This is a genomic window from Pseudomonas palmensis (assembly GCF_049942755.1).
GTDB classification, from domain to species: Bacteria; Pseudomonadota; Gammaproteobacteria; order Pseudomonadales; family Pseudomonadaceae; genus Aquipseudomonas; species Aquipseudomonas palmensis.
In genome coordinates, this window is sequence record NZ_CP187958.1 from 4,970,481 (window position 1) to 4,995,453 (window position 24,973).

A 24,973-nucleotide genomic window follows, 5' to 3' on the forward strand; every position below is an offset into this window, starting at 1 on the left:
AGGCCGTTTTTATTTATAGTTCAGCACTTTGCCAACGTCAGCTCTAGGTAAATAGCCGGTAAAGGCGCTTTGCTAAAACCGCTCTACTGCTTATCGTTCAGCCTCCTCAAGAGAAGTCTTTCCGCACAATGGCCGATCAACCGATGCAAACCGCCCGTCCTCGTCACTCCCGTCGCTGGCTGCTGAGCCTGCTGGTCCTGCTGCTGATTGCCGGCCTGTGCTGGGTATTCTGGCCTTCATCGCCGGCGACCAAGGCCCCGGGCGCAGGCAAGCCGGGGGGCGGGCGGCCAGGTTTCGGCGCGTTCGGCGGGCCGGTACCGGTGCGTGTGGCGCCGGCCACCGTGGGCGACTTCCCGCTGTACTACAAGGCCCTGGGCACCGTGACCGCGACCAACACGGTCAACGTGCGCAGCCGCGTGGGCGGCGAGCTGGTCAAGATCAACTTCAAGGAAGGCCAGCGGGTCAAGGCCGGCGACCTGCTGGCAGAGATCGACCCACGCAGCTACCAGATCGCCCTGCAGCAGGCCGAAGGCACCCTGGCACAGAACCAGGCGCAGCTGAAAAACGCCCAGATCGACCTTGAGCGCTACAAGGGCCTGTTCGCCGAAGACAGCATCGCCAAGCAGACCCTCGATACCCAGGCCGCGCTGGTGGCCCAGTACCAGGGCACCATCAAGACCAACCAGGCGGCGGTGGGCGATGCCAGGCTCAACCTCGACTTCACCAGGATTCGCGCCCCCATCAGCGGGCGCCTGGGCCTGCGCCAGCTGGACGTCGGCAACCTGGTGGCGGCCAACGACACCACGGCACTGGTGGTGATCACCCAGACCCAGCCGATCACCGTGGTCTTCACCCTGCCGGAAACCGAGCTGAGCACCGTGCTGTCGCGCTACCGCAGCGGGGCCCAGCTGCCGGTGCAGGCGTGGGACCGCGGCGACACCCAGCAGCTCTCGGTGGGCGTGCTGAGCAGCCTGGACAACCAGATCGACACCACCACCGGCACCCTGAAGTTCAAGGCCGGGTTCGAAAACCAGGATGAAATGCTGTTCCCCAACCAGTTCGTCAACGTACGCCTGCTGGCCGATACCTTGAAGGACGTGGTGCTGGCGCCATCGGCCGCGATGCAGTTCGGCACCAACGGCACCTTCGCCTACGTGATGGACGGCGACAACAAGGTGACCATCCGCAGCCTCAAGCTCGGCGCCAGCGACGGCGACCTCACGGTGGTCAAGGAAGGCCTGGCCAAGGGCGAGCGCGTGGTGCTCGAAGGCACCGACCGCCTGCGTGACGGCAGCGAGGTGGAAGTGGTCAACGACAGCAGCGACGTGCCCGCCACCCCAGGCCAGCACCTGCAGGGCCAGGACAAGAAAGACCTCTCGGCCACGCCGGGCGAGCAGGGCAAGGCTGGCGCATGAACCTTTCGCGGCTGTTCATCCTGCGCCCGGTCGCCACCACGCTGAGCATGCTTGCCATCGTGCTGGCCGGCCTGATCGCCTACACGTTGCTGCCCGTGGCGGCCTTGCCCCAGGTCGATTACCCGACCATCCGGGTCATCACCCTGTACCCCGGTGCCAGCCCGCAGGTGATGACCAGCGCGGTCACCGCGCCGCTGGAGCGCCAGTTCGGGCAGATGCCCGGGCTTACCCAGATGGCCTCGACCAGTTCGGGCGGTGCCTCGGTACTGACCCTGCGCTTCAGTCTCGAAATGAACATGGACGTCGCCGAGCAGCAGGTGCAGGCGGCGATCAACGCGGCCAGCAACCTGTTGCCCAGCGACCTGCCGGCGCCGCCGGTGTACAACAAGGTCAACCCGGCCGATACCCCGGTACTGACCCTGGCCATCACCAGCAAGACCATGCTGCTGCCCAAGCTCAACGACCTGGTCGACACGCGCATGGCGCAGAAGATCGCACAGATCAGCGGTGTGGGCATGGTCAGCATCGCCGGTGGCCAGCGCCAGGCGGTACGCATCAAGGTCAACCCTGACGCGCTGGCCTCGGCCGGGCTGAACCTGGCCGACGTGCGCACCCTGATCGGCGCCTCCAACGTCAACCAGCCCAAGGGCAACTTCGACGGCCCCACGCGGGTCTCGATGCTCGACGCCAACGACCAGCTGCGCTCCCCCGAGGAATACGCCAACCTGATCCTGGCCTACAAGAACGGTGCGCCGCTGCGCCTGAAGGACGTTGCCGAGATCGTCGACGGCGCCGAGAACGAGCGCCTGGCGGCCTGGGCCAACCAGAGCCAGGCAGTGCTGCTGAACATCCAGCGCCAGCCTGGGGCCAACGTCATCGAGGTGGTCGACCGGATCAAGGCGCTGCTGCCGTCGATCACCGACAACCTGCCGGCGGGGCTGGACGTGGTGGTGCTCACCGACCGCACCCAGACCATCCGTGCTTCGGTCAAGGATGTGCAGCACGAGCTGCTGATCGCCATCGTGCTGGTGGTGCTGGTGACCTTCCTGTTCCTGCGCCGGGCCAGCGCCACCCTCATCCCGTCGATCGCCGTGCCACTGTCGCTGATCGGCACCTTCGGCGTGATGTACCTGGCCGGGTTCTCGATCAACAACCTCACGCTGATGGCCCTGACCATCGCCACCGGCTTCGTGGTGGACGATGCCATCGTGATGCTGGAGAACATCTCGCGGCATATCGAGGAGGGCGAGACGCCGATGCAGGCCGCGCTCAAGGGCGCCCGGCAGATCGGCTTCACCCTGATCTCGCTGACCTTCTCGCTGATCGCGGTACTGATCCCGCTGCTGTTCATGGCCGACGTGGTGGGGCGGTTGTTCCGCGAGTTCGCCATCACCCTGGCGGTGGCGATCCTGATCTCGCTGGTGGTGTCGCTGACCCTCACGCCGATGATGTGCGCGCGCCTGCTCAAGCGCGAGCCCAGGGAAGAGGAACAAGGGCGCTTCTATCGCGCCAGCGGTGCCTGGATCGACTGGATGATCGCCCACTATGGTCGCGGCCTGCAGTGGGTGCTGCGCCACCAGCCGTTGACCCTGCTGGTGGCGGTGGCGACCCTGGGCCTGACCGTGCTGCTGTACCTGGCGGTGCCCAAGGGCTTTTTCCCGGTGCAGGACACCGGGGTGATCCAGGGTATTTCCGAAGCCCCGCAGTCGATCTCGTTCGCCGCCATGAGCCAGCGCCAGCAGGAACTGAGCGCGGTGATCCTGCAGGACCCGGCCGTGCAGAGCCTGTCGTCGTACATCGGCGTCGACGGCGACAACGCCACGCTCAACAGCGGCCGGTTGCTGATCAACCTCAAGCCCCACGGCGAGCGCGACATCACTGCCTCGCAGGTCATCACCCGCCTGCAACCGCAACTGGACAAGCTGGTGGGCATTCGCCTGTTCATGCAGCCGGTGCAGGACCTGAGCATCGAAGACCGCGTCAGCCGCACCCAGTACCAGTTCAGCCTGTCGTCGCCGGATGCCGACCTGCTCGCGCAGTGGAGCGGCAAGCTGGTGGATGCGTTGCATGATCGCCCCGAGCTGACCGATGTGGCCAGCGACCTGCAGGACAAGGGCCTGCAGGTGTTCCTGGTGATCGACCGCGACGCCGCCAGCCGTCTGGGCATCAACGTGTCGGAAATCACCAACGCGCTGTACGACGCCTTCGGCCAGCGCCAGATCTCCACCATCTATACCCAGGCCAGCCAGTACCGCGTGGTGCTGCAGGCCGCTGCGGCGGCCGACCTTGGGCCCAGGGTGCTCGACCAGATCTACGTCAAGACCACCGATGGCGCGCAGGTGCGCCTGTCGAGCCTGGCCCATGTGGAGCAGCGCCAGGCGCAACTGGCCATTGCCCACATCGGCCAGTTCCCGGCGGTGATGATGTCGTTCAACCTGGCCGAAGGCGTGTCGCTGGGCGAGGGCGTCAAGGTCATCGAACAGGTGCAGCAGCAGATCGGCATGCCGCTGGGCGTCCAGACCCGCTTCCAGGGCGCGGCCGAAGCCTTCCAGGCGTCGCTGTCGAGCACCCTGCTGCTGATTCTGGCGGCGGTGGTTACCATGTACATCGTGCTCGGCGTGCTCTACGAGAGCTACATCCACCCGGTGACCATCCTCTCGACCCTGCCCTCGGCCGCAGTGGGCGCGCTGCTGGCCTTGATGATCAGTGGCAACGACCTGGGCATGATCGCGATCATCGGCATCATCCTGCTGATCGGTATCGTCAAGAAGAACGCGATCATGATGATCGACTTCGCCCTGGAGGCCGAACGCAACCAGGGCATGGACCCGCAGACGGCGATCTACCAGGCGGCGCTGCTGCGCTTCCGGCCGATCCTGATGACCACCCTGGCGGCGCTGTTCGGGGCCATCCCGCTGATGCTCGCCACCGGCTCGGGCGCCGAGCTGCGCCAGCCGCTGGGCCTGGTGATGGTGGGCGGGCTGCTGGTGAGCCAGGTGCTGACGCTGTTCACCACGCCGGTGATCTACCTGTACTTCGACCGCCTGGCGCGTCGCTGGCGCCGTCAGCCTGACCCGCAACAGGCCGACGCATGAACCTCTCCGGCCCGTTTATCCGTCGCCCGGTGGCGACCATGCTGCTGAGCCTGGCCATCATGCTGCTGGGCGGGGTCAGCTTCGGCCTGCTGCCGGTGGCGCCGCTGCCGCAGATGGACTTCCCGGTGATCGTGGTGTCGGCCAGCCTGCCCGGGGCCAGCCCCGAGGTGATGGCCTCCACCGTGGCAACCCCGCTGGAACGCTCGCTGGGCAGCATCGCCGGGGTCAACACCCTGACCAGCCGCTCCAGCCAGGGCTCCACGCGGGTGATCCTGGGCTTCGACATGGGGCGCGACATCGATGGCGCCGCACGCGAGGTGCAGGCGGCCATCAATGCCACGCGCAACCTGCTGCCCAGCGGCATGAAGAGCATGCCCACCTACAACAAGTTCAACCCGGCCCAGGCACCGATCATGGTGCTGTCGCTGACCTCCGATGTGCTGCAGAAGGGCCAGCTCTACGACCTGGCCTCCACCATCCTGTCCCAGAGCCTGTCCCAGGTGCCGGGTGTGGGCGAGGTGCAGATCGGCGGCAGTTCGCTGCCGGCGGTGCGTATCGAGCTTGAGCCGCAACTGCTCAACCAGTACGGCGTGAGCCTGGACGATGTGCGCCAGACCATCGCCAACGCCAACGTGCGCCGGCCCAAGGGCTTCATCGAGGACACCCAGCGCAGCTGGCAGGTACAGGCCAACGATCAACTGGAGAAAGCCAAGGACTACGGCCCGCTGGTGATTCGCTACCAGGACGGCTCGGTGCTGCGCCTGAGCCACGTGGCCAAAGTCACCGATGGCGTGGAGAACCGCTACAACAGCGGCTTCTTCAACGACAAGGACGCGGTGCTGCTGGTGATCAACCGCCAGACCGGCGCCAACATCATCAAGACCATCGAGAGCATCAAGGAGCAGTTGCCGGCGTTGCAGGACCTGATGCCGGCTAGCGTGCAACTGAACGTGGCCATGGACCGCTCGCCGGTGATCAAGGCCACCCTCAAGGAGGCCGAACACACGCTGCTGATCGCCGTGGCGCTGGTGATCCTGGTGGTGTTCCTGTTCCTGGGCAACCTGCGCGCCTCGCTGATCCCGACCCTGGCGGTGCCGGTGTCGCTGGTGGGCACCTTCGCGGTGATGTACCTGTGCGGGTTCTCGCTCAACAACCTGTCGCTGATGGCGCTGATTCTAGCCACCGGGCTGGTGGTGGACGACGCCATCGTGGTGCTGGAGAACATCTCGCGGCATATCGACGAAGGCGTCGCGCCGCTGGCCGCGGCCTTCCTCGGCGCCAAGGAGGTGGGCTTCACGCTGCTGGCGATGAACGCCTCGCTGGTGGCGGTGTTCGTCTCGATCCTGTTCATGGGCGGCATCGTCGAGTCGTTGTTCCGCGAGTTCTCCATCACCCTGGCGGCGGCCATCCTGGTGTCGCTGGTGGTGTCGCTGACGCTCACGCCGATGCTCTGCGCGCGCTGGCTCAAACCTCACGCCCCCGGCGAGCAGACCCGCCTGCAGCGCTGGAGCGAGCGTCTCAACCAGCGCATGATGGCCGGCTACGACCGCAGCCTGGGCTGGGCGCTGCGCCATCGCCGCCTGACGCTGCTGAGCCTGCTGGTGACCATCGTGGTCAACGTGGCGCTGTACGTGGTGGTGCCCAAGACCCTGATGCCGCAGCAGGACACCGGCCAGCTGATGGGCTTTGTGCGGGGTGACGACGGGCTGTCGTTCGCGGTGATGCAGCCGAAGATGGAAATCTACCGGCGCGCCTTGCTCAAGGACCCGGCCGTGCAGAGCGTGGCCGGTTTCATCGGCGGCAACAGCGGCATCAACAACGCCATGGTGCTGGTGCGCCTCAAGCCGATCAAGGAGCGCAAGGAGTCGGCGCAGAAGATCATCGAGCGCCTGCGCAAGGAGATGCCCAAGGTACCCGGCGGGCGGCTGTTCCTGATGGCCGACCAGGACCTGCAGTTTGGCGGTGGCCGCGAGCAGAGCAGCTCGCAGTTTCTCTACACCCTGCAAAGTGGCGAGCTGACGGCGTTGCGCGAGTGGTACCCGAAGGTGGTGGCGGCGTTCAAGGCGCTGCCGGAGCTGACGGCCATCGACGCCCGCGAAGGCAGCGGCACCCAGCAGGTGACCCTGGTGGTCGATCGCGAGCAGGCCAAGCGCCTGGGCATCGACATGAACATGGTCACCGCCGTGCTCAACAACGCCTACAGCCAGCGCCAGATCTCGACCATCTACGACAGCCTCAACCAGTACCAGGTGGTGATGGAGGTCAACCCCAAGTATGCGCAGGACCCGCGCACCCTGGAGCAGGTACAGGTGATCACCGCCGACGGCGCGCGCGTGCCGCTGTCGACCTTTGCCCATTACGAGAACAGCCTGGCCGAGGACCGTGTCAGCCATGAGGGGCAGTTCGCCTCCGAGGACATCTCGTTCGACCTCGCAGAAGGCGTCAGCCAGGACGTGGCGCTGGCCGCGGTGGAGCGCGCGGTGGCCAAGGTCGGCCTGCCCGAGGACGTGATCGCCAAGCTTGGCGGTACCGGCGATGCCTTCACCAAGAGCCAGGAGGGCCAGCCCTGGATGATCCTCGGCGCCTTGCTGGCGGTGTACCTGGTGCTGGGGATTCTGTATGAAAGCTACATTCACCCGCTGACCATCCTCTCGACCCTGCCATCGGCCGGGGTAGGGGCGCTGCTGACGCTGTACGTGGTCGGCAGCGAGTTCAGCCTGATCTCGCTGCTGGGGCTGTTCCTGCTGATCGGGGTGGTGAAGAAGAACGCGATTCTGATGATCGACCTGGCCCTGCAGCTGGAGCGCCATGAAGGGCTCAGCCCGCAGGAGTCGATTCGTCGGGCCTGCCTGCTGCGTCTGCGGCCGATCCTGATGACCACCCTGGCGGCGATCCTGGGCGCCTTGCCGTTGCTGCTGAGCACCGCCGAGGGCGCCGAGATGCGCCAGCCGCTGGGCCTGACCATCATTGGCGGGCTGGTGTTCAGCCAGATCCTCACGCTTTACACCACCCCGGTGGTCTACCTCTATCTGGACCGCCTGCGCCATCGCTTCAATCACTGGCGCGGCGTGCGTACCGACGCTGCTTTGGAAACCCCGCTATGACCCGACCTGCCGATGTTTGTCCACCTTCCCTGCAGCGCGTGCTGGCGGCCCGTGGTTCGCGCCTGCTGACCTCGGCCCTGTGCCTGGCGATGCTCAGCGCCTGTACCCTGAGCCCCGACTACCACCGGCCGCAGGCGCCGGAGCCGGTGGCGTTCAAGTACGCTGAGGGCTGGACCCAGGCCAACCCGTCCGACGCCCTGGCGCGCGGGGCCTGGTGGGAGCTGTACGGCGATGCGCAGCTCAACGGTCTGGTCGAGCAGCTCAATGCCAACAACCAGACGGTGGCCCAGTACGAGGCGCAATACCGCCAGGCCCAGACCCTGGTGCGCAGCGCCCGGGCTTCGCTGTTTCCCAGCCTCGACCTGAGCGCCGGCAAGACCCGCTCCAGCCAGGGCACCGGCAGCAGCAGTTCGAGCCTGAGCAACAACAGCAGCGGTATCCGCGACACGTACAGCGCCCAGCTGGGCGTGAGCTGGGAAGCCGACCTGTGGGGCAAGCTGCGTGAGGGCCTGAACGCCAACGAGGCGAGTGCCGAGGCGAGCCTGGCGGACCTGGCGGCGATACGCCTGAGCCTGCAGTCGGAGCTGGTGCAAAACTACCTGCAGCTGCGTGTGATCGACGAGCAGAAGCGCCTGCTCGAGGCCACGCTGGCGGCCTATCAGCGTTCGCTGACCATGACCCAGAACCAGTACCGCGCCGGGGTTTCGGGCAAGGACGCGGTGGCCCAGGCACAGACCCAGCTCAAGAGCACCCAGGCCGACCTGATCGACCTGATCTGGCAGCGGGCGCAGTTCGAGAATGCGATTGCCGTGCTGATGGGCAAGGCGCCGGCCGAATTTGCCCTGGCGCCGAGCACCACCATACCGGCCTTGCCGCAGATCCCGCTGGCGCTGCCGTCGCAGCTGCTGGAGCGCCGCCCCGACATTGCCTCGGCCGAGCGCAAGGTGATGGCGGCCAACGCCAATATCGGCGTGGCGCGGGCGGCGTACTTCCCGGACCTGACCCTGAGCATGAGCGGTGGCTACAGCAGTAGCAGCTTCAGCGACTGGATCAGCTTGCCGAACCGATTCTGGTCGGTGGGGCCGCAGTTGGCCGTGACCCTGTTCGATGCCGGCAAGCGCTCGGCCGAGGTCGACCGTACCAAGGCCGTGTACGACCAGACCGTGGCGCAGTACCGTCAGAGCGTGCTGGATGGCTTCCAGGAGGTGGAAAACTACCTGGTGCAGTTGAAGGTGTATGCCGATGAGGCGCAGGTGCGCGATGAGGCGCTGGCGTCGGCGCGCGAGTCGCTGCGCCTGACCGAGAACCAGTACAAGGCGGGCCTGATCGGTTATCTGGACGTGGTGAACGTGCAGACCACCGCGTTGAGCAATGAACGCAGCGTGCTGAACCTGCTGCAGGGCCGGCTGGTGGCCAGCGTGCAGTTGATTGCGGCGTTGGGGGGCGGCTGGGAGGCAGCCAGCCTCGCTGCTGAAGACCGTACCGCGACCGACAGGTAGTGTGCGTCGAGGCGTTCGCCGGCAACGCCGGCGCCTACAGGCCGCGATGTGATTGTAGGAGCCAGCCTTGCTGGCGAAGGCCGCGACGCGGTTCCAAAGCCTGATGGCCATTCGCCAAAAACATCCCGCCATCCCTCGGAAACTCCGTGCGTTTCGCTAAAGGTTGAGTACAATCATCGGTTTTTCACCGGGCCGGGACAGCGCCCGTCAACCGGGCCTTGGAACCTTCATGCTCAACGGTAGTTATTCCTCCTCGCTGGTCCTGATTTCGCTGTGCGTGGCGATTCTGGCGTCCTACACGGCGCTGGACCTGACCGGGCGCATCGCCACCGCCAAGGGCCGTGCCGCGTACCTGTGGATGGTCGGCGGTGCTCTGGCCCTGGGCACCGGGATCTGGTCGATGCACTTCATCGGCATGCTTGCCTTCAGCCTGCCCATCGAGCTGGGCTACGACCTGAGCCTCACCGCGCTGTCGCTGGTGATCTCGGTGCTTTCGTCGGGCTTCGCACTGTGGCTGGTGAGCCAGCCGAGCCTGCCGGGCCGCGTGCTGGCGCTGGGGGCGCTGATCATGGGCGCGGGCATCAGCAGCATGCATTACACCGGCATGGCTGCCATGCAGATGCAACCGGGCATCGACTACGACCCGCTGCTGTTCGCCGCCTCGCTGTTGATTGCAGTAGGCGCGTCGGTGGCCGCACTGTGGATCGCCTTCCGCCTGCGCCGCAATACCCCGTATGTACGCCAGATTCGCGGCGGCGCCGCCGTGGTGATGGGCATTGCCATCGTCGGCATGCACTACACCGGCATGGCAGCGGCCAATTTTGCCGACGGCAGCTTCTGTGGCGCGCTGGACGGTGGGCTCAGCGGCAGTGGCCTGGACTACCTGGTGCTGATCACCACCCTGGCGGTGCTGGCGGTGGCGCTGCTGACCTCGGTGCTGGATGCACGCCTGGAGGCGCGCACTGCGGAGCTGGCGCAATCGCTGACCCTGGCCAACCAGGAGCTGACCCAGCTGGCGCTGCACGACACCCTCACCGGGCTGCCCAACCGCAGCCTGCTGACCGACCGCATCGAGCAGGCCATCGCCAAGGTGGCCGAGCAGGGCGGCTGCTTTGCGCTGATGTTCATCGACCTGGACGGGTTCAAGCCGGTCAACGACGCGTTCGGTCATCACACCGGCGACCAGTTGCTCAAGGAGGTGGCGATGCGCCTGCGTGGCCACCTGCACAGCCAGGACACCCTGGCGCGCATCGGCGGTGACGAATTCGTGCTGCTGGTGGAGCTGGACGAGCCTGAAGATGCGGTGGGGGTGGCCGCCAAACAGGTCAACCTGGTGTCGCGCCCGTTCCGGGTGGCCGAGCAGAGCCTGCAGATCTCCGCCAGCGTCGGCATCGTGTTGTACCCCGGCAACGGCGCCGACCAGATGGAGCTGCTGCGCAATGCCGACGCGGCCATGTACCACGCCAAGAGCGCCGGCAAGAACGCCTACAGCTTTTTCGATGTGTCGATGAACAGCAACGCGCGTCTGCAGCTGCAGTTGCTGCAGGACCTGCGCATGGCGCTGGAGCAGCGCCAGTTGCGCCTGTTCTACCAGCCCAAGTTCGATGCGGTGGGGCGCCAGCCTATCGGTGCCGAGGCCCTGCTGCGCTGGGAGCACCCGCAGCACGGCATGTTGCTGCCCGATCGCTTCATCCAGCTGGCGGAAAAAACCGGGTTGATCATCCCGATCGGCGAGTGGGTGCTGGACGAGGCCTGCCGCCAGATGCGCAGCTGGATGGACCAGGGCTATGAAAACTGGCGGGTTGCAGTGAACCTGTCGGCCATCCAGTTCTGCCATGCCGGGCTGGTGGACAGCGTGGCGTCGGCCTTGCAGCGTCATCGCCTGCCGGCCAACAGCCTGACCCTGGAGATCACCGAAACCACCGCCATGCACGACGCCGATGCGAGCCTGATGGTGTTGCAGCGCCTGTCGGACATGGGCGTGGACCTGTCCATCGACGATTTCGGTACCGGCTACTCAAGCCTGATGTACTTGAAGCGCCTGCCGGCCAACGAGCTGAAGATCGACCGTGGCTTCGTGCGCGACCTGGAGCAGGACAGCGACGATGCCGCAATCGTGTCGGCCATCGTGGCGCTGGGGCAGGCACTGGGGTTGAGGATTGTTGCCGAAGGGGTGGAAACCGACCGCCAGCAGGACTTCCTGACCCGTCTGGGGTGTGATTCGCTGCAAGGGTACCTGCTCGGTCAGCCGCTGCCGGCCGAGCGTTTCATGGCTGATATCGAGAGACTGGCGGTGGGGCAGGCCTGAGCGCCAGCGTCAGGCCGAGCGCAGCGCACACGAGGGCTGGAACGCTTCAAGCTCGTCTTCCACCGCTTCGATGATGCGCTCCACATCCGACGCCGCCATCAGTGTGGCGCACGGAATGCCGGCAATCGCCAGCAGGGTTTCGCCGGTGGCGCGATCGAACACGCGCGCCACCATGCTGCGCGGTGCATCCATGCTGGCTTCAAAGCCCAGCGGATGGAAGTGCCAGCGCATCATCTGGCAGGCGTTGGGAAACGTGAGCTTGTTCATGCCGGCCTCCTTTTACAGCTGACCCCGATTCGCTGAGCATGCCTGTACCCGGGACACGCTGCCCAGGGAAGGCCAAGACCCTAACCATAGCACCGATGCGGCCGCTGTCCGCCGCTTGTTTGCGCCCCGTTGCAGGATGTTTGACCTGCGTCACAATGGCTTTTTGCTATGTGTGGGTTGCGCAAGCGTTTGCGTGGTCCGCATTGCGGCGGGTGAGGCTGTCATGGCCGCTGAAGCGGGCAGGGTGGCGCCACGGGTATTTCAGACCAGCGGCGGGCTCAGCTGAGCAGGCCGGCGGCGATGTTGATGGTGAAACCCAGAATCGCGGTGTTGAACACGAAACCGATCACCGAGTGGGCCAGCACCACGCGGCGCAGTTCACGCCCGGCCACGCCCACATCGGAGGTTTGCACCGCGACGCTGAGGGTGAACGAGAAGTAGTGGAAGTCCCAGTAATCGGGGTTGCGCTCCTCGTCTGGAAAGCGCAGCAGCGGCTGCTTGGCGGTGCTGGTGTAGAACAGGCGCGCATAGTGCAGGCTGAAGATGGTGCCGATCAGCAGCCACGAGCCGGCCACGGTGAGGCCGGTGTACAGGTAGTGCAGGGCCTGGGTGCTGCCGGTCAGGCCCTTGCTGCTGGCCAGTTGCAGGGTGACTGCGGCAAGGCTGGCGATGGCCGCGATACTCACGGTAAACAGCACCAGCCCGGCATTTTCGTCCTCGATGCAGGCCACCTTGCGCACCTGGCCCGGTTTTGCCCGCAGGGTCAGCCAGAACACCAGCAGCAGGTACAGCCAGACCCCGACGTTCCAGCCCGCCAGGATGTGTTGCACCAGGTTGTCTGCCGGGATGAACACGCCGCCCAGGCAGCCGACCAGTGCGGCGGCGCTGAGGCGCGGGTGGGTATGGGCCAGTTTGTGGAATGCCATGTTGCCTCACGTCGATGGATGCACCGCCAACTGTAGCCTATACCTAGGAAGCCTTTCTTCAGGCGCCACTGGAGCGACCGCATGAAACACGCATTGATCATCGGCACCTTGTGCCTGGCCGGGCTGGGCCTGGCCGGTTGTTCGAGCAGCACCGTGCAGCCCGACGAGTACTCCGGGTTCCTCAAGGACTACAGCCGTCTCAAGCAGACCACCTCGCCCTCCGGTGCCACGGTGATGCGCTGGATCGACCCGAACCTCAAGCTCGACCGCTACACCAGCGTATACATCGAGCCCAGCCAGCTGTATCCCAAGCCGCAGCCTACCGCGCGGATTCCGCAGAGCACCCTGCAAGGCATCACCCACTACTACGACCAGGCGCTCAAGCGCGAGCTGGGCAAGTCGTTGCCGCTGGCCACCGGCCCTGGCCCGGGGGTGATCGTGGTACGCCCGGCGATCACGGCCGTCAGCAGCAAGACCGAGGGCCTGAAGGCATACGAAGTGATTCCGGTGGCGCTGGTGGCGGCAGCGGTGAGCACGGCCTCGGGCATCCGCGACCAGGAAACCGATATCGCCACCGAGGCGCAGTTTCTGGATGGCGGCAACAACAAGGTGCTCGCCCAGGTGGTGCGCAAGGGTAGTGGCAAGCCGCTGGAAAACGACAGCCAGGTGATGAAGGCCGACGATGTGAAGGCAGTGCTCGATGGCTGGGCGTCCGACCTGCACCAGTCCTACCTCAAGCTCAAGGGCCATTGAGCCCTGTGCCAGGCCATTTCGGGGAGCCTCGCAATGGCCTGGCAGCGTGTTGGCCGGTCTGCCGCCCCCTGCGGCCGACGACAGTTGACCGCTTCACCATTGAAACCCGGCTTCAATCAGCCTAGCCTGCGCGGCATACCGTTGAAAGGAGCCCGTCATGCAAGGCGTTACCCGCAAGATCACCCAGGCCATTCTGTACGAAGTCATCGCGGTGGCCTGTGTCGCACCGGCCCTGGCGTTGGCCTTCGATGAGGGCATGGCCCATTCCACCGTGCTGTCGGTGATCATGTCGGGCATGGCCCTGGGCTGGAACATGCTCTACAACTACCTGTTCGAGTTCTGGGAGGCACGTCAGGCCCGACGCAGCCGCACCTTCGTGCGGCGCCTGCTGCATGCCATCGGCTTCGAGGGCGGGCTGGTGCTGATCCTGCTGCCGGTGGTGGCCTGGTGGCTGGACATCAGCCTGTGGGCGGCACTGGGCACCAACCTTGCGCTGTTCGTGTTCTTCTTCGTGTACGCCTTCGTGTTCCAGTGGGGCTTCGACCGGGTGTTCGGCGTGCCCGAATCGGCGCACGAACGCGGCGTGCAAGCCTGCACGAGCGCAAAATGAATGATTGACTTGAAAAAGGCCCTGGGCTAGTTTCGCTGCCATGACCTTATTCGCAGCGTTGCCTTCGCACAGCATTATTACCGCCATTATCAGATTGGCGGGCTAGCGAGCACCTTGCACCTAACCCGCCCTGGAGGCGGGTTTTTCCTTTCTGACTCCTGGGCACTTCAAAAAAAACCAGGAGTCACCGATGACCAGCCTTACCGTCTGCCCCAGCACCTCGACCAGCGCCACCAGCCTGCTGTCGGACTACGTGCGAAGGATTCTTGCCGCACCGGTATATGACCTGGCCATCGAGACGCCCCTGCAGCCCGCCCGGGCGCTGTCCGAGGCCCTGGGCAACAACGTGCTGCTCAAGCGCGAAGACCTGCAGCCGACCTTTTCCTTCAAGATCCGCGGGGCCTACACCCGCCTCAGTCGCCTGAGCACCGAGCAGCGCGAGCGCGGGGTGATCACCGCGTCCGCCGGCAACCATGCCCAGGGCGTGGCGCTGGCCGCCCGCGAACTGGGCATGCGCGCCACCATCGTGATGCCCACCACCACTCCGGCGCTGAAGATCGAAGGGGTGCGCTCGCGCGGCGGCAATGTGGTGCTGCACGGTGACAGCTTCCCGCGGGCGCTGGCCCATGCGCTGCAACTGGCCCAGAGCGAAGGCGCCACGTTCGTGCCACCGTTCGACGACCCGGACGTGATTGCAGGGCAGGGCACCGTGGCCATGGAGATCCTGCGCCAGCAACCGGGCGAGCTGGACGCGATCTTCGTGCCGGTGGGCGGCGGCGGCCTGATCGCCGGCATCGCCGCCTACGTCAAGTACCTGCGCCCGCAGGTAAAGGTGATCGGCGTCGAGCCGCATGACTCTAACTGCCTGCAGGCCGCGCTGGCCGCTGGCGAACGGGTGGTGCTGCCCCAGGTCGGCACCTTCGCCGACGGCGTGGCGGTTGCGCAGATCGGCGCGCATTGCTTCGAGGTGTGCCGGCATTACGTGGACGAAGTGGTCACGGTCAGCAGCGACGAGCTGTGCGCGGCCATCAAGGACATCTACGACGACACCCGCTCGATCACCGAGCCTTCCGGTGCGCTGGCGGTGGCCGGGATCAAGAAGTACGTGGCCAGCCGCGGCGTGACGGGCCAGACCCTGGTGGCAATCGACTCCGGTGCCAACGTCAACTTCGACCGCCTGCGCCATGTGGCCGAACGCGCCGAACTGGGCGAGCAGCGCGAGGCGGTCATCGCGGTGACCATCCCCGAGCAGCCGGGCAGCTTCCGCGCCTTCTGCCAGGCCCTGGGCCAGCGCCAGATCACCGAGTTCAACTACCGCTACCAGCCCGGCAAGGAGGCCCGCCTGTTCGTCGGCGTGCAGACCCACCCGCACACCGACCCGCGCGCGCAGTTGCTGGCCAGCCTGGCCGGGCAGGGCTACGAGGTGCTGGACCTGACCGAGAACGAGCTGGCCAAGTTGCATATCCGCCACACCGTGGGCGGCCACTCGGCCCCCTCGCTCGACGAGCGGGTGCTGCGCTTCGAGTTCCCGGAGCGTCCTGGCGCCTTGCTGGGCTTTCTGGAGCGCCTGGGCAAACGCTGGAACATCAGCCTGTTCCACTACCGCAACCACGGGGCTGCCGAGGCGCGGGTGTTCGTGGCGCTGCAGGTGCCGGACGATGAGCTGGCGCAGTTGCCAGGCACCCTCGACGGCATGGGCTATCGCTACTGGGACGAGACCGACAACCCGGCCTATCGGCTGTTTCTTGGCTGACTTTGCGCTGGATCAACATGCCCTGCGGCCCACGGGCGGATCCTTGAGGCAGAGATATAAAGCCTGAGGAATACCGCCATGAGCAGCACGTTTTTCATCCCAGCCGTCAACATCATGGGCATCGACTGCCTGGACGAAGCCATGACCGCCATTGTCGGCTATGGCTTTGCCAAGGCGTTGATCGTCACCGATACCGGGCTGGCCAAGGCCGGCGTGGCACAGCGAATCGCCGAGCAGCTGGCGATGCGTGACATCGACTCGGTGGTGTTCGACGGCGCCAAGCCCAACCCGAGCATCGCCAACGTGGAGCAGGGCCTGGCGATGCTCAAGCGCGAGCACTGCGACTGCGTGATTTCGCTGGGCGGCGGTTCACCCCACGACTGCGCCAAGGGCATTGCCCTGTGTGCCACCAATGGCGGGCACATCGGCGACTACGAAGGGGTCGACCGCTCCGCCAAGCCGCAATTGCCGCTGATCGCGATCAATACCACGGCCGGTACGGCCAGCGAGATGACGCGCTTCTGCATCATCACCGACGAGGCGCGCCACGTGAAAATGGCCATCGTCGACCGCAACGTCACCCCGTTGCTGTCGGTGAACGACCCGGCGCTGATGGTCGGCATGCCCAGGTCGCTGACGGCGGCCACCGGTATGGATGCACTGACCCACGCCATCGAGGCCTATGTATCCACGGCGGCCACGCCGATCACCGACGCCTGCGCACTCAAGGCCATCGAGCTGATCAGCCGCAACCTGCGCCAGGCGGTGATCGACGGGCAGGACCTGACCGCGCGGGAGAACATGGCCTATGCGCAGTTCCTCGCCGGCATGGCGTTCAACAATGCTTCGCTGGGGTTCGTGCATGCGATGGCGCATCAGCTCGGTGGCTTCTACGACCTGCCGCACGGGGTGTGCAACGCGGTGCTGCTGCCCCATGTGCAGCGGTTCAATGCGGCGGTGAGCGCGGCGCGCCTGCGTGATGTGGCACAGGCGATGGGCGTGGCGGTGGAGGGGCTGAACGCGGCGCAGGGTGCCGATGCGGCGATCCAGGCCATCGTGCAACTGAGCGACGATATCGAGATCCCGCCGGGGCTGGAGGTGCTGGGTGCGCGGGTGGCGGATGTGCCGACCCTGGCGGCCAACGCGCTCAAGGATGCCTGCGGCCTGACCAACCCGCGGCGGGCCAGCCAGGCCGAGATCGAGGCGATCTTCAAGGCAGCCTTCTAGCGCATCTTCGCTGGCAAGCCAGCTTCCACAGGGTTCTGCGGTACAGCCAGAACCTGTGGGCTGGCTTTGCGGCGATGCCGTCAGACCACCAGCGACAACAGCATGATGAAGATGATGCCCACCACCGACAGGATGGTTTCCATCATGCTCCAGGTCTTGAAGGTTTCGGCCACGGTCATGTTGAAGTACTGCTTGACCAGCCAGAAGCCCGCATCGTTGACATGCGACAGGATCAGCGAGCCGGCCCCCGTGGCCAGCACCAGCAGCTCGCGGTTCACGCCCGGTATCATGCCGATCACCGGGGCCACGATACCCGCACCGGTAATGGTCGCCACCGTCGCCGAGCCCGTGGCGATGCGAATCACCGCCGCCACCAGCCAGGCCAGCATGATCGGCGAGATCTGCGCCTGCACTGCCATCTGACCGATCACGTTGCCCACACCGGTATCCACCAGCATCTGCTTGAAGCCGCCCCCGGCGCCCACGATCAGCACGATTGCCGCCGTAGGCGCCAGGCTCTGGTCGAGCATCTTCATGATCTGCTGGCGGCTGAAGCCCTGGGCCGAGCCGAAGGTGTAGAAGGCCAGCAGCAGGGCTGCCAGCAGCGCCGTGATCGGGTGCCCGATCAGGTCCATCCACTGGCGAAAGATGTGCTCGGCCGGCAGTACCACGTCGGCGAAGGTCTTGAGCAGCATCAGGAACACCGGCAGCAGGATGGTTACCAGCGTGATGGCGAAGCTGGGCAGTTGCGTGCGCTCGGCTTCGCGGGCGATCTGGTCCATCAGCTCCTGGGACGGCGAGCCGGGGATGTACCGCGAAATGAACGTGCCGTACAGCGGCCCGGCGATGATCGCCGTGGGCAACGCCACGATCAGCCCGTAGAAGATGGTCTTGCCGATGTCGGCGCCGAACACGCCGATGGCCAGCAGCGGGCCCGGGTGCGGCGGCACCAGCCCGTGCACCACCGACAGCCCGGCCAGCAGCGGAATGCCGATCTTGATCAGCGATACCCCGGTGCGCCGGGCCACGATGAACACCAGGGGTATCAGCAGCACGAAGCCGATTTCGAAGAACAGCGGGATGCCCACCAGGAAGGCGGCGAACATCATGGCCCAGTGCACCTTCTGCTTGCCGAAGGCGCGAATCAGGGTTTGCGCGATCTGGTCGGCGCCGCCGGAATCGGCCATCAGCTTGCCGAGCATGGTGCCCAGTGCCAGCACGATCCCGACAAAGCCGAGTACGCCCCCGAAACCGTCCTGGAACGACTTCATCACTTTGGCTACCGGCATGCCGGAGGTCAGGCCCAGAAAGCCCGCGGCCAGGGTCAGCGCCACGAAAGGGTGCACCTTGAAGTGGGTGATCAGCAGCACCAGGCCGATGATGGTCACCAGTGCATCAAGCAAGAGGTAGGTATCAGTTGCCAGACCGAACATGGTTCAGTGCCTCGTATTGTCATTGTTGTGAGCGGAACTTTTACAGCGTGCAGCAGTCGAGACAGCGCTATCTTTGGTGAGCCGGAAAACTGCCGGAAAATCAGGCAGTTCGCGCCAGTGCCGACTCACCGCAGGGCTTTAGCCAGGTGTCTACCTGACGGGCCAGCTGGGCGATGGGTTGGGTGGCGTCCAGGGTCAGGGTCAGGGTTTCGCCGCGCGGCGACTCCAGGGCGGCGAACTGGCTGTCGATCAGGCTTGCCGGCATGAAGTGGCCGGGGCGTGCCAGCACGCGGCGTTCGGCTTCCTGGGGCGTCAGTTCGAGGAACACGAAGCCCAGGTCGGGTACGGCGTGGCGCAGGGCGTCGCGGTAGCGCTTTTTCAGCGCCGAGCAGGTGAGGATCGGCCGTTCGCCGGCCTTGAGGGTGGCCTGCAGCTCTTCGCCCAGGCGGATCAGCCAGCCAGCGCGGTCGTCATCGTCAAGGGGAATGCCGGCGCTCATCTTCTGGATGTTGGCGGCAGGGTGAAAGGCATCGCCTTCGATCAGGCGGCCGCCGCTGCAATCGGCGATGGCAGAACCGACGCAGCTCTTGCCGCAGCCAGCCACGCCCATCACCACAATAGCGGACAGGGGAGAGTTCATCGGTACCTCCTGCGGGGTGAGATAGCGCTATCTTTGGCCGAGGCTGACAACGCCTCGGCGGCTTTCCACCCGGTTGTTATTGGTTTTGTAAAAGCAGTCTGGGCGCTCATCGCCGTGCACCTGCAGTTATGCATTGCCTGACGTCTGAGACAGCGCTACCTTAGTGCCCGTTCCCTTCTCTTTGCAAGCCGAAAAATAAAAGCCCCCATGACCCGCATTGGCTCCCGTACTACCGGTCGTCCGACCCTGGCTGAAGTGGCCAGGCTTTCCGGGGTTTCCCCGATCACCGCCTCGCGCGCCCTGCGCGGCATCAGCACGGTTGCCCCGGAACTGGTGCAGAAGGTCAAGGATGCTGCCGCAGCGCTGGGCTATGTCGCCAACCCGGCAGCCCGCGCGTTGGCGTCGGCACAGAGCCAGTCGGTGGTGGTGCTGATTCCGTCGCTGTCCAACCAGCTGTTCATCGAAACCCTCGAAGCCATCCACGACGTGATGCGCCCGCGCGGCCTTGAAGTGCTGATCGGCAACTTCCACTATGACGTGGCCGAAGAGGAGAACCTGATTCGCAACTACCTGGCCTACCAGCCGTGCGGCATGCTGCTCACCGGTTTTGACCGCACCGAGGCGTCGCAGCAGATGCTGGCCGCCAGTGGTGTGCCCTGCGTGCACATGATGGAGCTGGGGGGGCCGGACACGGCCACTTCGGTCGGGTTTTCCCAGCAGCAGGCCGGGCGCGCGGCTGCCCGGCACCTGATCGAACGCGGGCGGCGGCGCCTGGGCTTCATTGCCGCGCAGCTCGATCCGCGGGTGATGCAACGCGCCGACGGGTTCCGCCAGGCGCTCGACGATGCAGGGCTGTATGACCCGGCACTGGAAATGCTCGCACCGCAGCCGTCATCCATCGGCCTGGGCGGCGAGCTGTTCAGCCAGTTGCTCGAGCGTCACCCGGAGGTGGACGGGCTGTTCTTCTGCAACGACGACCTGGCCCAGGGCGCGATTCTGCAGGCCTTGCGCCAGGGCATCGAGGTGCCGGGGCAGGTGGCGATGGTGGGCTTCAACGACCTGCCGGCATCGGCTCACCTGGTACCGCGCCTGACCTCCATTCGCACCCCGCGCGCTGCCGTGGGGCGGCAGGCTGCGCAGGCGCTGCTGGCGTTGCTCGACGGCAAGGGCGGGCAGCCGCGCACCCAGGACCTGGGCTTCGAACTGATGGTGCGCGAAAGCAGTTGACGTGGGGTGATAAACGGTGATGGCAGTTGGCTTGCAGGGTACAGAAGTGCATCTATGCTGAGCAAAAACCGCCAATGGAGTGGTAACCAATGTTTAACGCCCATCGCAAGTCTGACCTGGCTGAAATCGAGCGTTGCACCCAAGCGTTACACCACTCCAATGCCAAGCTTGCGGCCATAGGTCGCTCGATGGCCATGATCGAGTTCAGCCCCGACGGGGTGATTCTCGAAGCCAACGAGCGTTTCTGCTCCACCCTAGGCTATGCCGCCGAGGAGATCATCGGCAAGCACCACCGCATTTTCTGCGAGCCCGACTACGTCAAGAGCGATGCGTACCGCACCCTGTGGCGCGACCTGGCGCGGGGCGAGGCCCACAGCGGTACCTTTCTGCGGCGCGACAAGGCCGGGCACGATGTGTGGCTGGAGGCCAGCTACATGCCGGTATTCGGCGCCAACCAGCAGGTCACCAGCGTGATCAAGGTCGCCTCCGACATCACCCGGCGGGTGGTCGAGGAGCATGAGAGCGACAGCCTGATCAACGCCATCAGCCGTTCCATGGCGATGGTCGAGTTCACCCCCGAAGGCAATGTGATCCGTGCCAACGAGAACTTCCTCAAGACCATGCATTACCGGGCCGAGGAGGTCATTGGTCAGCACCACAGCCTGTTCTGCCACCGCAGCGAGAGCGAGTCGAGCGCCTACAAGGCATTCTGGGCCTCGCTCAATCGCGGCGAGTACCATTCCCATCGTTTCGAGCGCAAGAACAAACTCGGGCAGATGGTGTACCTGGAAGCTTCCTACAACCCGATCTTCGATACCCGTGGCCGCCTGTACAAGGTGGTCAAGTTCGCCAGCGACATCACCCACCAGGTGTGTACCCAGCAGACGGCGGCCGAAGCGGCCCACGCCACCTCGGTGCAGAACGATGCCTGCGCGCGCAAGGGCTCGGAGGTGGTGCAGCATACGGTGCAGGTGATCGAGGAGATCTCCCGCGAGCTCAATGCCGCAGCCCGCAGCATCGATGCGGTGAGCAAGCAGTCGGAACTGATCGGGCAGATCGTGCAGACCATCCGCAGCATTGCCGACCAGACCAACCTGCTGGCCCTGAATGCCGCCATCGAGGCGGCGCGGGCAGGTGAGCACGGCCGCGGCTTTGCCGTGGTGGCCGACGAGGTGCGCAGCCTGGCGGCACGCACCAGCAAGGCGACCCTGGAGATCGTCGATGTGGTGCGCCAGAACCACGACCTTTCACTCAATGCGGTGGCCAGCATGCAGTCGAGCCTCAGCCGCACCGGGCTGGGGGTGGAACTGGCCAATGAGGCGGGGGAAGTGATCCTGGAAATCCAGCAGGGTTCGCAGCACGTGGTGGACGCCATCAGCCAGATCAACTCGACCCTGCAGCTGCACTGAGCCGCATCTCAACCGGCGGCGATGGATCGCTGCAGGTGTTCATGCAGATCCTTCAGGCTCTGTTCCAGCGCCGCCAGCAACGCCTCGATGGCCTTGTCCGGGGCCTTGCCGGTACAGGCCTGCTCCAGCGCATCGCAGTGCCCCACCAGGCCATGGGCCTTGAGCATCTTGGCGCCGCCCTTGATGCGGTGCGACAGGCTGCGCAGTTGCTGTCGACTCGCGCCTGAGCCCAGGGCACGCAACGCCTCGAGGTCTTCGGCGCTGCTGCGCTCCAGCTCCGTCAGCAGACGCTTGATCAGCCGTGGGTCACCCAGGGTCAGGTGCTTGAGGTTGTCGATGTTGAAACCGCTGTTGTCCTCGGCGCGGGGCTCGGGTGGCGCCTGCGGCTCGGGGGTATCCACCCCCGACAGGTGACGGCTCAAGGCGCCCAGGCCGATCGGCTTGAACAGGCAGTCATCCATGCCCGACGCCAGGCAGCGTTCGCGTTCGTCGGCCTGGGCGTTGGCGGTCAGGCCCAGGATCAGGCAGGGCGGGCGATTCGCCTGGGCTTCCTGGGCACGAATCTCGCGCGCCAGCAGGTGGCCGTCCATGCCGGGCATGTTGCAGTCGGTGATCACGGCGTCGAAGCGCCCGGCCTGCCAGGCCTGCAGGCCGCCCGCGCCGTCGCTGGCCTGGGTCACCCGATGGCCCAGCACGCTCAGCTGCTTTTCCAGCAGCATGAGGTTGGCGGGGTAGTCGTCGACCACCAGAATGTTCAGCCGCTGGCTGGCCTGGGCCGTTGGCTCCTGGGCCGGTTCCTCGGGTTGACTGGCAGTGCTGGCCAGCATCAGCGGCAGGCTGACCGTGACCTGGGTGCCATGGCCCGGGGTGCTGTGCAGCTCCAGGCTGCCCTGCATCAGTTCGCACAGGGTCCGGCTGATCACCAGGCCCAGGCCGGTGCCCTGGCGAGCCGGCTGGCTGCCGGCCTGGATGAAGGGGTGGAACAGGCGCTGCTGGTCCGGCTGGCTGATGCCGATGCCGCTGTCCTCGACGGCCAGGTGCATGTGCACCTGCTTGCCGCACGGTGTGGGCTGGCACTGCAGGCGCACGTTGACGCCGCCGCGCTCGGTGAACTTGATGGCATTGCCCAGCAGGTTGGACAGGATCTGGCGAAAACGCAGCGGGTCGATCTCCACCAGGGCGGCGGGGGGCTGCAGGTCCTGGGTCAGGCTGATGTCCTTGAGACGGGCGCTGCTTTCGAACACCTGCACGGTGCTGCGTACCAGCGCACCCAGGTCGGTGGGTTGAGGCGCCAGGCTCATGTGTCCGGATTCGATGCGGGCGATGTCCAGCACGTCGCCGATCAGCTCCAGCAGGCTGCTGGCCGAATCGAATGCCACCTGCAGGGAGTGCTCGTCGGTGCGGCCCTGTGCGGCATCCTTCAGGGCAAGCTCGAGCAGGCCGATCACCGCGTTCATGGGGGTGCGGATCTCGTGGCTCATGGTGGTCAGGAAGGTGCTCTTGGCGTGGTTGGCGCTGTCGGCCTGTTCCTTGGCCACATGCAGCTCTTCGAGCAGGTGTTCGCTGATGCGCAGCTGCAGTTGCAGGGCCTGCTCGGCCTCGGCGCGTTGCTGCATCAGCTTGCGCAGGTAACGGTTCCACAACGCTATGGCAAGCACCAGCGCCACCGCGATGCCCAGAATCTGCAGCACCAGCGAGCGGTAGTTGCGCCAGGGCGTGTCGCTGATCAGGGCATTGATGCGCCAGCGATTGACCAGCTGGGTCATCTGCTCGGGCGGGATGCTGAGCAGGGATTTTTCCAATATCGCATGCAGTGGCGAAGAACGTTCGGTGGCGAAGGCGGCGAGGGCCGGGGTGTCGTCCAGCAGGGTGGCGATGCGCAGGCGGTCCTTGAACATGCGGCTGATGAAGTAGGCGGCGTTGATCTGCGAACTGAGCGCCGCGTCCGCGCGGCCCTGGGCCACGTACTCCATCAGTGCCAGCGGGTCGTCGACTTCGATCAGGCTGATGGCGGGATAGCGCTGGCGCAGTTCGGCGCTTACCGGTGTACCGCGAATGATCGCCAGGCGCTTGCCGTCGAGCTGGTCGGGGTGGCGGATCGATGTATCGCGCACGCTGGTCACCAGCACCCGCGGGTTGGCCAGGTAGGGGCGGGTGAAGGCCAGGGTTCTGGCGCGCTGCTCACCATAGTTGAGCGCGCCGACGACCTCGGCTTCGCCCTGTTCGACCATGCTGATCATGGTGGGCACCGAGTCGGTCTCGATGATCTGGAACTTCAGGCCGCTGCGCAGGCTGATCTGCGCCAGCACGTCGGCGGTGATGCCGCGAAAGTGCTGGTTTTCGTCGAAGAAGCTCAGGGGCGCGAAGTACTTGTTGATGACCACGCGCACGCTGGGATGCTGCGCGATCCAGTGTCGCTCTTCGTCGGTCAGCGCGATGTCCGCCCGGTTGAGCAGGATGCTGCTCACGCCGCTGGTCCAGCGGCGCATCACGTTCAACCGGTCGCTGTCGGTGATGCTGCCCAATGCCTTGTTCACCAGGTCCAGCAACGCGGTGTTCTCGCGCACCAGGGCAAAGCCGAAGGAAGAGCGCTGGGGTTTGACGTAGTGGGAGATCTGCAGGCTTTCGCGGTAGTTCTTGCCGATCAGATAGTCGGAACTGATCGCGTCGCCGATGAATGCATCGGCCTGGCCCAGGGCCACCGCCGACAGGGCCGACATGGTCGAGGCGTACAGTTGCAGGTTTGCCCGGGGGTAGAGCTGGCGGACCAGCGGCGGTGGCAGGTAGTGTTCGACCATCGACAGCGTCAGCCCGTCGAGCGGGTCGTCAGGGTCATGGGTCACGCCGACGGGGGTTGCGATGATCGGCTGGTCGTCGGCGTAGGGCTGGCTCATCACCAGTGCGCTGTCGGCGGCTTCGTAGCCGTTGGCGCTGCCCAGCAGGTCGATCTGGCCACTGTGCAGGGCGGCGATGGCCTGGATACGGTTCGGGAACTGCAGCACCTGCACCGGGATCTTCAACTGCTCGCCGATCAGGCCGGCGAAGTCGGCGCTGACCCCTTCATAGTCGTGCTGGCTCACATTGATGTCGAAGGGCGGGTAGTCCGGCGCCGAGGTGCCCAGGCGCAGCACCTGCTTGTGCTTGAGCCACCGACGTTCGGCGAGGGTCAGCGGGGGTGGCGCACTGCTGCTGACCGAACGCCCGAGCAGTTGGCGGGCAACCCCCGGCTCCTGTGCCATGGCGCTTATCGCCAGCCACTGCACCAGGCAGGCGAGCAGCAGGGCAGGCAGGCAACGCTTGGTCATGG

General features: G+C 65.6%; 15 protein-coding genes and 2 pseudogenes. 12 read left to right on the top strand and 5 right to left on the bottom strand.

Annotation, left to right across the window (positions count from 1 at the left end):
• The first annotated feature begins 128 nt into the window (after nt 1-128).
• From ACPRTJ_RS22950 to ACPRTJ_RS22970, 5 genes are all read left to right on the top strand, one after another.
• Nucleotides 129-1,415, top strand: coding sequence for an MdtA/MuxA family multidrug efflux RND transporter periplasmic adaptor subunit (locus tag ACPRTJ_RS22950; RefSeq protein ID WP_078480367.1), 1,287 nt, complete (start codon nt 129-131; stop codon nt 1,413-1,415).
• A complete protein-coding gene (locus ACPRTJ_RS22955) occupies nt 1,412-4,510 on the top strand; it encodes an MdtB/MuxB family multidrug efflux RND transporter permease subunit (RefSeq protein ID WP_058540138.1) in 3,099 nt (1,032 codons plus the stop codon). The genes ACPRTJ_RS22950 and ACPRTJ_RS22955 overlap by 4 nt, the downstream gene beginning before the upstream one ends.
• The gene (locus tag ACPRTJ_RS22960) at nt 4,507-7,614 is read left to right on the top strand and encodes an efflux RND transporter permease subunit (protein WP_043861436.1); all 3,108 of its coding nucleotides are present in this window, start codon (nt 4,507-4,509) and stop codon (nt 7,612-7,614) included. The genes ACPRTJ_RS22955 and ACPRTJ_RS22960 overlap by 4 nt, the downstream gene beginning before the upstream one ends.
• The gene (locus tag ACPRTJ_RS22965; protein WP_054914580.1) at nt 7,611-9,113 is read left to right on the top strand and encodes an efflux transporter outer membrane subunit; all 1,503 of its coding nucleotides are present in this window, start codon (nt 7,611-7,613) and stop codon (nt 9,111-9,113) included. Before ACPRTJ_RS22960 ends, ACPRTJ_RS22965 begins: the two co-directional genes overlap by 4 nt.
• 229 nt (nt 9,114-9,342) lie before the next feature.
• The gene (locus ACPRTJ_RS22970; protein WP_058540139.1) at nt 9,343-11,421 is read left to right on the top strand and encodes a putative bifunctional diguanylate cyclase/phosphodiesterase; all 2,079 of its coding nucleotides are present in this window, start codon (nt 9,343-9,345) and stop codon (nt 11,419-11,421) included.
• Nucleotides 11,422-11,430: 9 nt separating this feature from the next.
• Here the strand turns inward: ACPRTJ_RS22970 and ACPRTJ_RS22975 are convergent, their stop codons facing one another.
• A complete protein-coding gene (locus ACPRTJ_RS22975; RefSeq protein ID WP_043861439.1) occupies nt 11,431-11,688 on the bottom strand; it encodes a DUF1652 domain-containing protein in 258 nt (85 codons plus the stop codon).
• A gap of 278 nt (nt 11,689-11,966) precedes the next feature.
• A complete protein-coding gene (locus ACPRTJ_RS22980) occupies nt 11,967-12,614 on the bottom strand; it encodes a DUF1345 domain-containing protein (protein WP_426427337.1) in 648 nt (215 codons plus the stop codon).
• An 81-nt stretch (nt 12,615-12,695) separates the two neighbouring features.
• On the opposite strand from ACPRTJ_RS22980, the gene ACPRTJ_RS22985 reads away from it, so the two are divergent.
• From ACPRTJ_RS22985 to yiaY, 4 genes are all read left to right on the top strand, one after another.
• Complete coding sequence (locus tag ACPRTJ_RS22985) at nt 12,696-13,367, top strand: DUF3313 domain-containing protein (RefSeq protein ID WP_043861440.1); 672 nt, start codon at nt 12,696-12,698, stop codon at nt 13,365-13,367.
• A 157-nt stretch (nt 13,368-13,524) separates the two neighbouring features.
• Nucleotides 13,525-13,977, top strand: a complete 453-nt coding sequence (locus ACPRTJ_RS22990) for a PACE efflux transporter (protein WP_043861441.1) — start codon at nt 13,525-13,527, stop codon at nt 13,975-13,977.
• 190 nt (nt 13,978-14,167) lie between these two features.
• A complete protein-coding gene (gene ilvA, locus ACPRTJ_RS22995; protein WP_043861442.1) occupies nt 14,168-15,730 on the top strand; it encodes a threonine ammonia-lyase, biosynthetic in 1,563 nt (520 codons plus the stop codon).
• 78 nt (nt 15,731-15,808) lie between these two features.
• A complete protein-coding gene (yiaY, locus tag ACPRTJ_RS23000; RefSeq protein ID WP_054914574.1) occupies nt 15,809-16,957 on the top strand; it encodes an L-threonine dehydrogenase in 1,149 nt (382 codons plus the stop codon).
• A gap of 80 nt (nt 16,958-17,037) precedes the next feature.
• On the opposite strand, the gene ACPRTJ_RS23005 is transcribed toward yiaY, so the two are convergent.
• Together ACPRTJ_RS23005 and ACPRTJ_RS23010 are read right to left on the bottom strand one after the other, a co-directional pair.
• Entirely contained in the window at nt 17,038-18,390 is a 1,353-nt protein-coding gene (locus tag ACPRTJ_RS23005; RefSeq protein WP_043861444.1) for a GntP family permease, read from the bottom strand.
• A 100-nt stretch (nt 18,391-18,490) separates the two neighbouring features.
• Nucleotides 18,491-19,030, bottom strand: a complete 540-nt coding sequence (locus ACPRTJ_RS23010) for a gluconokinase (RefSeq protein WP_043861445.1) — start codon at nt 19,028-19,030, stop codon at nt 18,491-18,493.
• Nucleotides 19,031-19,237: 207 nt separating this feature from the next.
• Here ACPRTJ_RS23010 and ACPRTJ_RS23015 point away from each other — a divergent pair, with 207 nt between their 5' ends.
• The 3 genes and pseudogenes from ACPRTJ_RS23015 to ACPRTJ_RS23025 form a co-directional block, all read left to right on the top strand.
• Nucleotides 19,238-20,257 (top strand): LacI family DNA-binding transcriptional regulator, encoded by a 1,020-nt coding sequence (locus ACPRTJ_RS23015; RefSeq protein WP_054914573.1) that lies wholly within the window; start codon nt 19,238-19,240, stop codon nt 20,255-20,257.
• 194 nt (nt 20,258-20,451) lie between these two features.
• Nucleotides 20,452-21,081, top strand: a pseudogene (locus ACPRTJ_RS23020) (PAS domain-containing protein); the annotation flags it as partial.
• Between the two features lie 168 nt (nt 21,082-21,249).
• Nucleotides 21,250-21,666: pseudogene (locus ACPRTJ_RS23025) on the top strand (methyl-accepting chemotaxis protein); the annotation flags it as partial.
• 8 nt (nt 21,667-21,674) lie between these two features.
• On the opposite strand, the gene ACPRTJ_RS23030 reads toward ACPRTJ_RS23025, so the two are convergent.
• Nucleotides 21,675-24,971: a transporter substrate-binding domain-containing protein gene (locus ACPRTJ_RS23030; protein ID WP_426427338.1), complete on the bottom strand. Its 3,297-nt coding sequence runs from the start codon at nt 24,969-24,971 to the stop codon at nt 21,675-21,677.
• Between the last annotated feature and the right edge of the window lie 2 nt (nt 24,972-24,973).

Bases quoted from the DNA above. Each gene is read 5' to 3' on its own strand.
- ACPRTJ_RS22950 (WP_078480367.1), top strand. From the start codon at position 129: ATGGCCGATCAACCGATGCAAACCGCCCGTCCTCGTCACTCCCGTCGC.
- ACPRTJ_RS22955 (WP_058540138.1), top strand. From the start codon at position 1,412: ATGAACCTTTCGCGGCTGTTCATCCTGCGCCCGGTCGCCACCACGCTG.
- ACPRTJ_RS22960 (WP_043861436.1), top strand. From the start codon at position 4,507: ATGAACCTCTCCGGCCCGTTTATCCGTCGCCCGGTGGCGACCATGCTG.
- ACPRTJ_RS22965 (WP_054914580.1), top strand. From the start codon at position 7,611: ATGACCCGACCTGCCGATGTTTGTCCACCTTCCCTGCAGCGCGTGCTG.
- ACPRTJ_RS22970 (WP_058540139.1), top strand. From the start codon at position 9,343: ATGCTCAACGGTAGTTATTCCTCCTCGCTGGTCCTGATTTCGCTGTGC.
- ACPRTJ_RS22975 (WP_043861439.1), bottom strand. From the start codon at position 11,688: ATGAACAAGCTCACGTTTCCCAACGCCTGCCAGATGATGCGCTGGCAC.
- ACPRTJ_RS22980 (WP_426427337.1), bottom strand. From the start codon at position 12,614: ATGGCATTCCACAAACTGGCCCATACCCACCCGCGCCTCAGCGCCGCC.
- ACPRTJ_RS22985 (WP_043861440.1), top strand. From the start codon at position 12,696: ATGAAACACGCATTGATCATCGGCACCTTGTGCCTGGCCGGGCTGGGC.
- ACPRTJ_RS22990 (WP_043861441.1), top strand. From the start codon at position 13,525: ATGCAAGGCGTTACCCGCAAGATCACCCAGGCCATTCTGTACGAAGTC.
- ilvA (WP_043861442.1), top strand. From the start codon at position 14,168: ATGACCAGCCTTACCGTCTGCCCCAGCACCTCGACCAGCGCCACCAGC.
- yiaY (WP_054914574.1), top strand. From the start codon at position 15,809: ATGAGCAGCACGTTTTTCATCCCAGCCGTCAACATCATGGGCATCGAC.
- ACPRTJ_RS23005 (WP_043861444.1), bottom strand. From the start codon at position 18,390: ATGTTCGGTCTGGCAACTGATACCTACCTCTTGCTTGATGCACTGGTG.
- ACPRTJ_RS23010 (WP_043861445.1), bottom strand. From the start codon at position 19,030: ATGAACTCTCCCCTGTCCGCTATTGTGGTGATGGGCGTGGCTGGCTGC.
- ACPRTJ_RS23015 (WP_054914573.1), top strand. From the start codon at position 19,238: ATGACCCGCATTGGCTCCCGTACTACCGGTCGTCCGACCCTGGCTGAA.
- ACPRTJ_RS23030 (WP_426427338.1), bottom strand. From the start codon at position 24,971: ATGACCAAGCGTTGCCTGCCTGCCCTGCTGCTCGCCTGCCTGGTGCAG.